This window comes from Planktothricoides raciborskii GIHE-MW2 (assembly GCF_040564635.1).
Lineage (GTDB): Bacteria > Cyanobacteriota > Cyanobacteriia > Cyanobacteriales > Laspinemataceae > Planktothricoides > Planktothricoides raciborskii.
The window spans coordinates 1,585,286-1,599,622 of the sequence record NZ_CP159837.1 but is presented as its reverse complement, the minus strand read 5'-3'; the positions used below and the strand labels follow the sequence as shown (position 1 = coordinate 1,599,622).

The following is a 14,337-nucleotide window of genomic DNA, read 5'->3' as shown; positions in this document are numbered from 1 at the left end:
AATTCGGGGAATCCGCGACTGCTAATTGCACCGAAAAAGTTATTTTTAGGTTTGAATTCTTTGCTGGACTAACACAGACTGCCGATCGCGCCCCAAAATGGGGTGACATATCGAATTGATGCAGATAAATATGTGGGGGCTGCTTACGGTAAAATAAATCATAAATCGCAAAAAAACTTAAAAAAACTTAACAAATAACTGCCAATTTATCCGCAATTTTCGGAGAGTAAATGAGCGATCGCGGAGGGCGAATCCCCTGAATTTAACCTTCAGGAATAAAATATTAGGATAAAATATCATAATTAAAGATTGGCATAAAATTAGACTAAAATAACCACTTCAGACAGAGGACACAAAGATCGGAGGCAGAGGCGATTCGCTGTTACGCTGCGGAAGCTTCACGCCATCTCTCTATATTTCTGTGTATTTCTCTGTCCTCTGTCTGAAGTGGTGAATATTAATTTCAATTCAGTTTATGACCCTTTGCCTAAATCTCCATTGCCCAAACCCCCAAAATCCTGACCAGAATCTTTTTTGCCAAAATTGCGGCCAAAAGTTACTCCTGGGCGACAAATATCGGGTTCTCAAACCCATTGGTTGTGGCAACTATAGCCGGACTTTTATCGGCATTGCCGAAGCAGAAGCGACCAAACCCCGCTGTATTATTAAACAGTTTCGCCATCAGTCCAAACAAGCAGCCAATTCCTTTGAACAGGAATTAGCCAATCTCTCGGAATTAGGGCAACATCCCCAAATTCCTGCCCTGATTGATGCCTTGGAGAAGAACGATCGCCAGTATTTGATCCAAGAATTTATCCCCGGAAAAAATCTAGAAGCAGAATTGAGGGATACGGGGAGTTTTAACGAGGCGAATATTCGAGAATTATTAGAATCAATTTTGCCCGTATTGCACTTAATTCATAATTATGGATTAATTCATCGAGATATTAAACCAGAGAATATTATTCGCTCTGATATTCGCTCTGAGAAAAATCAGTCTTTGGTCTTGGTAGATTTTGGAGTAGCTAAACAGATGAATTCTCTGGCCATGCTGAGTCCAGGAACGATGGTGGGCAGTGCGGAATATACTGCCCCGGAACAGTTAATGGGTCAGGCGGTTTTTGCCAGTGATATTTATAGTTTAGGGGTGACTTGCGTGCATTTGCTGACGGAAATGACCCCGTTTGATCTGTTTGATAGTTTGGAAGGGGTCTGGGTCTGGCGAGACTATCTCAGAAGTGCGATTAGTCCTGCTTTAGCCCGGATTTTAGATAAAATGCTGTGGCCGGTTAGTCATCGTTACGATGCAGCAAAAGCGGTGTTAGCAGATTTAGATCCAGCCCTGAGTCGTCAGCTAATTAAGCAGTTGCCCAAGTCTTATCAAATTAAAGCTAAAAAAGTCCCAAAATCGACTACGAGTTCTCCAAATTCTCCAGAAAATTCTCAGAAACCATCCCCATTAGCCATAGAAAAAATATCCCCGCCCCAAACGGTGAATGAGTTGCCTAGTCCGGTGGTGGCAAAATCTCCGCGCATCCCTAAATGGCAATGCGTGCAAACTTTGAATGCGGCGACCGCAGATACGCCAGGAATACCAGAAGTCACGGCGATCGCTTTTAGTACACAATGTCGGGCTTTAATCGCTGGTTGCGCCGATGGGACGATTAAATTGTGGGATTTTACCACGGGTGAGTTATTACATACTCTGACGGCCCATCCCCATCCTGTCACCTGTTTAGCCATTACCCCCAATGGTCAGACCTTAGTCAGTGGCAGCGCCGATGGTCGGATTCTGGTTTGGCGGTTGTGGCAGTTGGGAACCGCTGAGTTACACCAAGGTGTGCCACCGACCCTGAGATTTGAATTGACAGGTCATCGCAGTGTGGTAGCATCAGTAGCGATCGCCCCTGATGGATTAACCCTCGCTTCCGGCAGTCGTGACCAAACGATTTGCCTGTGGAATTTGCCGACCGGAGAATTAACCCAAATTCTGAAAGGTCATAGCCAACAAGTAATCAGTGTGGCTTTTAATCCCAATCGCCATTTACTTGGTGATTTATTAGCGAGTGGTTCGGCAGATCAAAAGATTAAACTTTGGCAACTGGACAAAAGCACTCACCCAGGAAAACCGGCTGAACGGGCTGAACTGGCTGAACTGGCTGAACTGACGGGTCATCTTGGGGCAGTCTATGGGGTGGCGATCGCCCCGGACGGACGCCTGTTAATCAGCAGTAGTTGGGATCGCACCATCAAAATTTGGGATCTTCAGACTCGCCAAGTATTACACAGTCTCACGGGTCCTATGTTGCCGAGTACCACCCTGGCGATCGCCCCTAACGGCAAAACCTTTGCCAGCGGCAGCTATGATGCCACAATTAAACTTTGGGATTTAACCACGGGTCAATTGCAAACTACCCTCACCGAACATAGCAAAGCCGTCACCTCCGTCATCTTTAGTCCCGACGGCAAAACCCTTGCCAGTGGGTCGAGTGATAGTACCGTCAAAATCTGGAGATGTGAGTAATTAAAGCTTTATTATTAAAGCCTTACTATATAGTTATTTCCCTCCATTGCTCACAACCCATCGTTATGAATTATTATCGAAATTCTAACTGCCTGAATCCTGGGAATCCTGACAAAAAACCGATCTGCATTTCCTCTGGCAGCAAAATCCTGGGGAAAGACCATTACCCCCGATTTTTTAGTCCCAGGGGGTTGGTGGTAATTTCCGATCTGCTTCCTTCTAATCCCTAACTGTCACTGGTTCAAAGATAAAGCTTTATAGACATTAAATACTCATATTATCTTATGAAATTTTATGAATACTTCCGATCGCAACTACAATAGCCAAAATATCCAAGATAGCCGAATTAGTCAAAATAATCAAAAAAACTTTCTGAGTAGACTTAAACTCAGAACCCAAATGCTGATTGGCTATGCCATACCTGTTGTCGTGTTTATGGGTTCGGCGAGCATTGTTTATACGAACACCAATGAAGTATTTGACGCTTTTAATCGAGTTGAAACTGTGCAAAAATCTATTATTGAAACCAATAAAGTTGCCTTATCCGGTAGTAATATGGTAGCCAATAGTCGAGCTTTTTTGCTATCAGAAAAAGAAGATTTCATCAAATTATACAACCAAAATTGGCAAGATTTTCAGCAAGCGAGTAAGATTTTAGAGCGAGATCATATCGTTACCGATATTCAACAAAAACAACGGTTTGAGGAAATGAAAAGAATTGGCCAAGAATACGATCGATATGCCAATCAAATATTTAATTTGGTCAAAACTGGTAACAGCCAAGCGGCGATGGATCTGTTTAATTCGGGAATCGGCACTAAAGCTTTGGCGGATTTTCTCAAGTTAACCAATGAATTTACTGAAACAGAAACCCAAAAATTATCCCAAGAGAATATCGCCGCCAAAAAAACTCTGCAATTAGCCGTAAATCTGTTAATATTTGGCTCAGGCATTTCCGCCCTTACCGCGTTGGTGATTGCTTGGTTAATTTCCTCTGTAGTCAGCAACAAAATCAGTCAATCTGCCAGTTCAATTGACAACTCTGCCGGAGAAATTAATCGGGCGGTGCGTCAACAAGAAACGATTACTAATAGTCAAGTAATTTCTATTAATCAAACCACGACTTCTATGGATGAATTAGGGGCATCTGCTAAACAAGCCACTCAACAAGCAGATATGTCAGCCCTAGGAGCCCAACACCTTTTAAATTTAGCGGAAACAGGTAATCAATTAGTCGCCACCACCTTGGCAGAAATGGCAGAGACGAAAGGAAAAGTTCAGGGAATTGCCGAACAAACTTTACGCCTGAGCGATCGCACCAACCAAATTGCCATCATCTCCCAATTAGTCAGTGATTTAGCCAATCAAACCAATATGTTAGCCCTGAATGCAGCGGTGGAAGCGGTGAGGGCGGGGGAAGCGGGTAAAGGGTTTTCTGTAGTAGCCTTAGAAATCCGTAAATTGGCCGATCAAAGTAAAAAATCCGCCGAAAAAATTAATAACTTAGTCAGAGATATTCAAGAGTCTAGTAGCACAACGGTGACTGTTACTCAACATGGGATTCAAAGTGTAGAAAATACTGAAAAATTAGCCCAAGAAACCGCGAATAGTTTTAATCTGATGGCAGAAAAAATTAAAGAAATTGTGATGAGTTCTCAGCAAATTTCCCTGAATGCCAAACAACAAGCTTCGGCGATTCAACAAGTGGTGATAGCTATGAATAATCTAAGTCAAAATGCTCAAGATAGCAATGATGGGATGAATCAAATTAAAATAGGAATTCAAAAATTAAACCATGCGGCTGCTGAGTTGAATGATATTGTCCAGCCAGACTAAAATATTGCTTATTGGTGATCTGATTTATTTTTCATCAAAGAACCTTGAACATAATTACCAATAAGCAATAAATAAAAATAAGTTGGCAACAATTTATCTGAATTATTGACCAAATTCTAAACGGGCTTTTTCTACTAGGTCTGGTGTAACCACCTGTAACTCTTCCTCTCTAGCCATTTGTTCAATGCGTTGACGAGCTTGCGATCGCACAAAATAAGGAATATTTTTTAACTTGGTTTTCGCCTCTGTCGTCCATTCCAGTTCATCAGAAAAATCACGAGTCACCATAAGAAATCCCTCATCCAGTGAAAGTTATTTTAATCATTTTTTTCCAGTGTAAATTTTGCGGGCATCACCGTTGTGAATTTTTAGGAAATCTTAAAATTTTACCGGACAACTTACCGGAAAACTTACCTCAGCCATTCAGCCAAAGGATTTATGGTGAATTTGGTTGAGATGAATCCTGTGGGGCGATCGCCTGAATAACTTCTGGGAAGAGATAAATGCTTGCTTCTAATCGCTCAATTTCAAATTCGTTATACAAAGCCGCTAATTTTTCCGTATAGACTAATAAAGTTTTGGATTGATATTCTAAGGCCAAGGATTGTAATCGATCGATAAAATGATAAATTTCTTGCCAAATCATCTTTTTGTGTAAATTATGCCAAACTTCTGCTTCTAATTCCTTGAGAATATTGGCCAATTCTCTGAACCGTTCTGAAGTTTCTGATCCAGAAAATTCACTATCTTGGTCAAGGGGAAATAATAACTTTGTCCCATTGCTTTTGGAGAGGGTAATCGCCGTTGAACTTAAGAATTTTTCTGGGGCATCTATAACCCATGACTCTGGTGTATTCCCAGGGAATTTCATGGTGGTGGGAAATATTTTGTTCATAGTCATAATTAATTCATGCCGACTCACAGGTTTAGAAAGAAAGCCGTTACAGAGGCTACTCATATGCTTTTTTTGAATTTCAAAGATAGCCGCACTCAGAAAAATAATCGGAATTCCTTGGGTGTCTGGATTAGATTTCAGCATTTTCGCCACTTCTTCTCCATCCAAATTGGGCATTCGTAAATCTAAAAAAATTAAATCTGGACAAGAAGCTTCTACCATTTCTAAGGCTTGAGTCCCATCTTCGGCCAACCAAACATGATGAATCGTATTATCAAAATATCCCTGGATCAAGATTCGATTAGACAAAACATCATCCACCACCAAAATATTCAGGGGGGGAAAACAATTCAGATCCAAAGTTTCCTCCCCAGGGGCGATCGCTTGATTAAATAATTCTACCCCAACTACTTGGGGAAAATGTAAGCTAAACTGAGACCCTTTGCCCAATTGACTACTAATTTTAATCGTCCCACCTAGTAATTCCGTTAAGCGTTGGGTAATCGTTAACCCCAAACCAGTGCCTCCGTATTCACGGACATTTTGTCCAGCACTTTGGCGAAATGCTTTAAAAATCTCAGTTTGTTGACTGGGATTAATGCCAATCCCAGTGTCTTCAACAATCACGGTCAAATCAAAAACGTGAGCATACTCTGACGCAAATTGGGCTGATTGGCTCGGTGAATTCAACATTTGCACTTTCACCGTTCCCGCCTCGGTAAATTTAATCGCATTGCCAATCAAATTCACCAAAATTTGTTGCAGTCTAAATTCATCAAAGACAATTACTGACGGCCCCGACTCATCAAGTTCAAAAATCAAAGATAATCCTTTTTCTTCCGCCGACTTACTAAACATATTTCTGATCTCATTCATCAAATTGACCAGATTCACATTTTCATAGTTTAATTCTAGTTTTCCTGCTTCAATCTTGGACAAATCGAGAATATCTTCGATTAAGCGTTGTAAATTTTTGCCACTAGAAATAATTCCCCGTAAATAAGACCCAAACTTTTCCTCGTTGACTAGGCTCTGGAGAAGTTCACTAAATCCTAAAATGGCATTTAGTGGGGTGCGAATTTCGTGACTCATATTGGCCAAAAATTCACTTTTCGCCCGGTTCGCATCATCCGCTGCAATTTTGGCTTTTTTTAGATCATCCTCCATTTCCTTGCGTTGAGTAAGATTTTGAATTTGCCAGATTAAGTAAAGAGGTTGATCCTCCGCATTCCGCATCAAAGATACACTCAACCACGCCCAAATAATTGATTTATTTTTATGAATCAAGCGTTTTTCTATATCATAATTAGAAATCGTACCCAGTTGGAGCTTTTGTAGATCCGATGCATCTAAATTTAAATCATCCGGGTGAGTAATGTCTTTGGCGTTTAATTGCAAAAATTCAGCGGCAGAATACCCCAACATTTCTCCTAGGGACGCATTTACTTTTAATAAATTACCGGAAAGTTCCACTAAGCACATCCCTACGGCAGCATTTTCAAATATATTTCTAAATAACCGTTCACTTTGTTCTCGCTGTTTAATTTCCTCTTCTAACTGAGTTTTTTCTTGGTTAAGTTTTTCTTTTAGATGTTTCAGGGTTAGTTGATGCTCAATTCTGGCGATCGCCTCTTCAATTTGAAAAGGCTTGGTAATATAGTCTGCCCCTCCCACCGTAAACGCTTTAATTTTATCAATCGGTTCGTCTAGGGCACTGAGAAATATAATCGGAATTTCTTGAGTGTTCGGATCGGATTTTAGCTGCTGACAAACTTCATAACCATTGATTTCTGGCATCATAATGTCGAGCAAAATCAAATCTGGTGCCGTGGTTCTGGCCACAGAAAGCGCTAAACTGCTTTGATTAGCTGGTCGGACTTTATATCCTCGTTTACTTAACATTTGGATCAACAAACGCAAATTTTCGAGATTATCGTCTACCAACAGAATATTAATTTGGTGTTTAGATTCTGCGAGATTAATCGTCATTTTTAATTAATTAGTCTGTGATTTGTTTTAATCAGTGATTAAAAAGAGGAAACAGCGAGCGGATTTTCGGAATTTCAGACTTTCGGAAAAACGTTACTATCAGAAAATTCCCGCTCGTTCTCTAATATCAGAGATGAAAAAATGAAATAATCCTTGAGTTGATGGCGTTTGCTAAAATTATAACTGAATTGCCAGAATTAAAACGGCAGAAACGATTCCCAGCACCTCTTGATTTTCCCTGAACACTCAGAATTGTAGCAGAAATCAGCGATCGCGACTCTCACCCCGGTATTCAATGGGCTGAATTTTTGGGTCAAGCCCAGAGGTCTTTTGCTTTGCATTTTGAATTAACTGGAGAATTTCCAAATAGGCAAAGTTATCCGCTAAACCTGTCAGACTTTCCGCCAAAGGGGGATTATGGTGACGAATTTCTGCCACCGTTAGGGAAATTTTTTCCATGTCACACTCTTGCACGGCTACAGCTAATTGGTCTAATAATTCTATGGGTTGCGTTTGCAGGGCAGCCACGATTTGGTTGACATCTTGGGTTTCTGTTACGGGAACGGGTATCTGTTCACCCCAGATAAAATTCACCCCCAGATGTTTTTCCAGAACGGTAAAAATATCGGCCTCGCGGAAGGGTTTACGAATAAAATCATCACATCCTGCATCTAAGATCAAGTTCCGGTCTTGATCGAAGACACTGGCAGTCAGGGCAACGATCGCCGTAGCTTGTCCTTTAGCGGTGGATTTAATTTCTTCGGTGGCTTTGTAGCCGTCCATTACCGGCATTCGCAAATCCATAAAAATTAAATGGGGTTCCCACTTTTGCCAAAGGGCGATCGCTTCTTGACCATTGCCCGCTTCTCGGAGTTCAAACCCCAAAGGACTGAGTAATTTGACTAGGAGGTGCCGATTATCTGGGCGATCGTCTACTAATAAGATCCGATAACTGGGTTGGTTGGGGGCTAAAGCTACTACATGGCGATCGCTTAATTTATGTTCTACGGTCAAACAATCGACCAGTTTGGCATCAATTTCAAAGCGAAAACAACTGCCTCGATCCACCTGGGAGATAACTGTAATCTCACCCCCCATCATTTGCACAAATTTTTGACTAATGGCTAACCCTAAACCCGTCCCTTCTTGAGCATTTTTCCCCGTTTCAGTTTGGACAAAAGCTTGAAATAAGAGATCGCAATCTTCCGGAGAAATTCCTGACCCAGTATCTTCCACTTCCAAGAAAATTCGGCACAAGCGATGGCCGTTCAAAGACTGAGACTGATTGGCACTCGGCACGATGCCCGCTTTTACAGAAATCCCCCCATTTTCCGTAAATTTTATCGCATTATTCAACAAATTGAGCAACACTTGCCGCAACTTCATCGGATCCGTTTGTACATATTGGGGCAGGTCTGGACTCATCACCAAAGTTAAACTCAAACCTTTTTCTTTGGCCTTGAGATCAAATAAACCCTCAATATCTTTAAGTAATTGATGTAAATCAAAATATTTTTCATTTAAGGTCGCCCGTCCTGCTTCAATCTTGGCCACATCCAAGATATCATTAATCAGTTGTAATAGATGTTCTCCACTCCGTTGAATAATCTGCAAATTTTCTCGATCGCTTTTGGGCAAGCTTGGACTATGACTCATTAATTGAGTAAAGCCTAGAATCGCATTCAGAGGCGTGCGTAACTCGTGACTCATATTGGCCAAAAATGTACTTTTAGCCTGATTAGCTTTTTCGGCTAATTCCGTAGATTTAACTAATTCTTCCGTGCGTTTTTTCACTTGATTTTCTAGAGTGCGGTTGTAATCTGCCAGGAGTTTTTCCGCTTGTTTTCGTTCGGTAATATCCGCAAAGGAAGTCACCGCATAAATAACATTTCCTTGAGCATCAAATATGGGATGCGATCGCACTTCCAACAATCGGGAATAGCCATCCGATCGACGAACTTCCATATCATCAATCAGGACTATTTCTCCTTTAAGCGATCGTAAAGCCGGATTTTTTTCTGCGGGATAAGGTTCATCAGTTCCAGCCACATAAACTTGATAAACCTGAGCAATTTCTGCGGGAGAAACTTCCGGTTTAGCATCTTGACCAATGAGTTGTTTGCCCGTTTGATTCAGATAAATTACTCGTCCGGTAATATCATGAAATGAAACCCCCACCGGCAAAGATTCTAAAATTTGATTTAACTTTGCTTCACTAGCTTGTAATTCCGTATAAAGTTTAGCATTTTCTAGGGAAATTGCCGCTTGGGATGCCAATAAATTTAACACCGTCAATCTTTCTTTGGTAAATGCCCCCGTAGTCAGATCGTTCTCCAAATAAAGAATCGCCACCAACTTCCCTTGATTCAGCAAAGGTAAACACAAAATAGATTTAGACTGCCCTTCTATAATATCATGGTCTTGGGTAAATTGGATTGGTGGATTCAGCGCATCATCTAAAACCACCGTTTCTTGACTTCGCATCACATAATTAACAATTCCTGGAGAAATGCTCGCAGGAAACTTAATTTTATCCAATTGGTTCAGGGAAATTGACTGCAAAATTTCTCCAGTTCTTGCCGAAAAGCTGACAGCGGAGTAAATCACCCATTGGCCATTTTTTTCTAAAATCAAATAACCTTGAGTTGCTCCAGCATTTTCCATTAAAATTTTCAGGATATTTTCCAGCAAATTTGGCAAGACAATTTCTCCCGTTAAAGCTTGGGAAGCTTTAATAATACTGGTTAAATCGATTTGGCTATTTAAAGTTTGACTAGATAATAGGGAATTATCTTCAACTACAATATTCTGACTGGTTTGTTTTTTGGCAAAAATTTCCGGCCAAAATCGAGCATACCGCCGATCTAAATCTGTCACCTTCGCCTCAGCCCCCCACCGCAGATAAGTATAACGAGCTTCCTGTAAATAATTTTTGGCAAAATTATCCATTCCTTGCCACAAATAAAACTCACCGGCCAACTCGTATGCCAAAGCTTGTTCTTGGATATATTTGTGTTTAGTTGATCCTTTAATTGCCTGTTCATATAGTTCCACAGCTTGCCAATAGTTGCCGATCACTTGGGATTTCTCTGCCTCGACTAACTGCCACTTATGTAAATAATTCATTGGCGCATGGTCTGCCCAAATTTTTAAATGATCTTGATTTTTATTCACCTGATATAAAATTTCTAACTGCTCCGCTGATGACCGCCTCGGATAAACCGCTAATAGAGCTAAAGACTGGTAAAATTGGTAGTAAGTAAATGGAAATAATCCCACAATTCCTCTAGCATTTTGCGCGGCTAAATCCGCCGATGCGATCGCTGCTTCATAATCTTTGAATAAATAATTCAGCATCGTTGAGGTGAGATAAAAACAATAAAGAGAAGCAAGATTTTGAATTTCTATCAAGCGGGGCAAAATTTTCTCTTGAGGGAAAGCTGCACCGTCTAGTTTTTTCGGATCTCCCGATTGCCCCTGCAAGTTGCACAGATATTGAAGCCAAATCTGAGCATAATAAAGTTGAAAATTTTGTTGCAGACTTTGGATTAATTCTAAATAAGGAGTAATTTTCTCAGAGGCGATCGCTAAATTTTCTTCCAGTAACGCCACATTATGACAATAGTTAGTAGCGGCATAACAAGTAAACTCGATTTCCCCGGTTTCTAATCCCACAGGGATAGTTTTCTGCCGTAAAGGTTCCAGGGCTAAAGCAGCGTGTTCTTTCCAGTGGATAATAAAGGAGTAAAATTTATTCGTGACTCGACAATAAATTTCGCAGGCAGAAAACTTATCTAATATTTTCAGGGCTAACTGGCCAAATTGATAGCCTAATTCAATTTCTCCTAACACACCACATAATAACATTCCATACAAGCCATAAGCATAAGCCGCCAGCGGATCGTTGCCATAAGTGACACATAAATCTACCATTGTATAAGCCAATGAAGGTAATAAGCTGGGTTCCGTGATATAGACCGGTCCAAACAACGTCATTAAAACTCTCAGTGCTCCTTGGCTATAAACATCAGTCATCACTGGCAGGTCATAAAGCTGTTCAACGTGCAAACCTACGGGAGGTTCTTTTTTTAAAGATATCTGTAACATATGGTTCAAGAAAAATATCCCAGTGTCCAAGGCTTTATTCATTTGATTTTGGGCACTGTAAGCTAAAATCTTGGTTAAATAAATTCTGACTTTATCCAAGGCACAATTTGCTTGGCTTTTAACAATTTCCGCTAATTGGTCTATTTGGGCATAGTTGCCGAGTAAATATTCAGTTTCGGCTAATTCGGTATAGACTTCTAGGGTTAATGAGTAATAGGTCTGCCAGCTAGATTCGGGTAAAAAGTTTAAGGCAATTTGGAAATACTCCCCAGCGGAGTTATAAGCATTCGCTGCTTTTGCTTTTTTCCCGGCAGCTAAATTTAATTGGATTAACTCTAATTTTTCCGGGAGGTCTTCAATTAAATTCAAACCTTGATTAAACTGATAAACCACATCAAATATTACCGAGTCTAAACTGGCTTCTGGGGTATTGGCTAAAAGTAACCGACCAATTTTTAAGTGAGTCGCTTGTTTTTGCTCCTCATCAATCAGTGAATACGCCGCTTGTTGTACTCGGTCATGGATAAAATACAATCTGATTTCCCCGGCAATATCCTGGAGAATATCCCCTGTATTCTCCCCATTGATTAACCGATAGCGATCGCTCCTCGTTGCGGATGCAATATCCGGTCGCTTTGCGGATGCAATATCGCTCTCTAAGCAAATTAACCCCATATTCAAAGCCGGTGATAAATCAGCGAATACCTCAACCGGGGAGCTTTCCGAAATAATCCCTAAAGTTTCCAAATCAAAAGAATTGCCAATACAAGCCGCCCACCGTAATATTTGCTGAGTTTTTGCCGATAACTTACTCAGTTTTTCCGCCATCAAGTCTACGACATTATCAGAAAAATTTTTCGCCTGAATTTGGGCAATATTCCAGATCCACTCTCCCCGAAATGGAGAAAATATGACTAATTTTTCGCTAATTAAAGCTTGTAAAAACTGACCAGTAAAAAAAACATTACCTTGAGTTTTTTGATAAATTAAATTAGTTAAAAATTTGAGATTTTTTTTATTTGAACGTTGCAAAGAATCGGCGATAAAAGCATTCACTTCATCCCAGGGTAAATTTTCTAAAGTAATCACCGAGATTAGTCCGCCGTTTTTCTGAATATTTTCTAAAGTCAGCATCAACGGATGAGTAGCATTGACTTCATTATCCCGATAAGCCCCAATCACCAGTAAATGATGCAAACGCTGATTGGTGACAATCATCTCTAATAGCCTTAATGATGCTTGGTCTGACCATTGTAAATCATCAATAAATAAGACTAACGGGCGATCGGGCTGACATAAGGTTTGGATAAACTCTCTAAAAACTAATTCAAAGCGATTTTGCGCTTCTTGGGTTCCTAAATGATCCACAGGGGGTTGTTTGCCAATGATTAATTCTAAATCAGGCATCACATCAATTAAGACTTGGCCATTTTTGCCCACGGCTTTCTGTAACCGCTGTTTCCATTGAGTAAAAATTTCGGGTTTTTCCGCCAGAAGTTGCTCGCAGAGTTGATGAAAGGCTTCGGTAAATGCTAGATAGGGAGTATGCCGCTGATATTGGTCAAATTTGCCTGTAATAAAATAACTTTGATGGGCGGTAATTGGTTTTTGTATTTCTCTAACTAACGCCGATTTGCCTACTCCAGAATAGCCCGCAACTAAGAATAATTCAACGGGAGCGATCGCTGAACCACCGATTCGATTAAAAGCATTCATCAGCCGGGCAATTTCTTTGTCTCGTCCGTATAGTTTCTGGGGAATTTGAAATCTGGCATAAAAATCTTGCTGGCATAAGGTAAAGGATTCAATTTTTCCCTGGCTTTGATATTGGCGTAAACATTCGGATAAATCCGCTGCAATTGCTTGACAAGATTGATAGCGAGCTTCGGCATTTTTTTTCATCAATTTGAGAATAATCTCGGAAACCACTGGGGGAATATGGGGGGAAATTAGATGAGGCGGAATCGCTTCTTTGGCGAGATGACTATGAATTATTTCTAAAGAATCTTGACTAGCATAAGGCAATTGTCCGGTTAAGAGGTGATAAAATGTGACCCCTAATGAGTAAAAATCTGTGCGATAGTCGATGCGCCGATTTATGCGTCCGGTTTGTTCCGGCGCTAAATACGCCAAAGTGCCTTTTAATTGATTGGGCGGTTGAAAGGTAGCTGTTTCTTGAGAGAAAAGGGTGGCTAACCCAAAATCAATCAGTTTAATTTCTTCAGTGTTGGGATTGAGTACCAAGTTACTGGGATTAATATCTTTGTGGATGATTTCTTGCGTATGCACTGCTTCAAGAATTCGCACGATCGCAATGGCTAATTTGAGAAACTTGTCTAAAGATAATTTGCCCAGGATTCCCAACTGGTTTAAAGCGGTGCCGCCAAAATCTTCTAAAGTCATCCCGTAGCGATCGCTAAAAACCCCTGATTTTTGGCTTTCAAAGCGGCCAAATTCATAAACTTTAATCACCCCAGGGAGATTTAAGCTTTTGGTGATTTCATATTCCCGCTGAAACTGAGCAATTTTTTCCCGAACCGGGTAGCGATCGCTAAATATTTTCAGAATAATCGGTCGTCCATCAACGGTACTTGTCCCCCGATAAACTTCCGAGTGACTACTTTGATAAAGAATTTCTCTGAGATGGTAGTTGGCAATGATTAGCATATTTGTTATTTGTTATTTGTTGTTTTTTGGCAAGTTGTTTGTTGTTTGTTAATGCTTGATTATTGGTTATCCCTTGTTGCTTATTTTACGCAATACCCAGAGATGGATCTCTTTTTTTTAACAGTAGGGTGCGAAGCGTAGAACGAAGTGGAACGTAAGGCACCACCAACGGATGTGGGCAACGGATGTGGGCAATTGAGGTTTAGCTCCTGGCAATTTTTAGGCATACCATCAAGACTAATTTCGCTGACAACCGCCAGAGATGCCTTGATTCCCGTCCCCAAAATCACAAATAACAAATAGCAAATATTAAATTGAT

Annotated in this window: 5 protein-coding genes; 2 read left to right on the top strand and 3 right to left on the bottom strand. The window is 40.6% G+C overall.

The features are described from left to right. The first annotated feature begins 475 nt into the window (after window positions 1-475). Together ABWT76_RS06760 and ABWT76_RS06755 are read left to right on the top strand one after the other, a co-directional pair. Complete coding sequence (locus ABWT76_RS06760) at window positions 476-2,524, top strand: serine/threonine-protein kinase (protein ID WP_054466750.1); 2,049 nt, start codon at window positions 476-478, stop codon at window positions 2,522-2,524. A 294-nt stretch (window positions 2,525-2,818) separates the two neighbouring features. Next, on the top strand, window positions 2,819-4,360 hold the full coding sequence (locus ABWT76_RS06755; protein WP_054466749.1) for a methyl-accepting chemotaxis protein: 1,542 nt from the start codon (window positions 2,819-2,821) through the stop codon (window positions 4,358-4,360). A 102-nt stretch (window positions 4,361-4,462) separates the two neighbouring features. Here the strand turns inward: ABWT76_RS06755 and ABWT76_RS06750 are convergent, their stop codons facing one another. The 3 genes from ABWT76_RS06750 to ABWT76_RS06740 form a co-directional block, all read right to left on the bottom strand. Further along, window positions 4,463-4,648, bottom strand: coding sequence for a PCP reductase family protein (locus ABWT76_RS06750; protein ID WP_054466748.1), 186 nt, complete (start codon window positions 4,646-4,648; stop codon window positions 4,463-4,465). 148 nt (window positions 4,649-4,796) lie between these two features. Further along, a complete protein-coding gene (locus ABWT76_RS06745; protein ID WP_054466747.1) occupies window positions 4,797-7,244 on the bottom strand; it encodes a response regulator in 2,448 nt (815 codons plus the stop codon). A gap of 264 nt (window positions 7,245-7,508) precedes the next feature. After that, complete coding sequence (locus tag ABWT76_RS06740; protein ID WP_354635825.1) at window positions 7,509-14,018, bottom strand: AAA family ATPase; 6,510 nt, start codon at window positions 14,016-14,018, stop codon at window positions 7,509-7,511. Window positions 14,019-14,337: the final 319 nt, after the last annotated feature.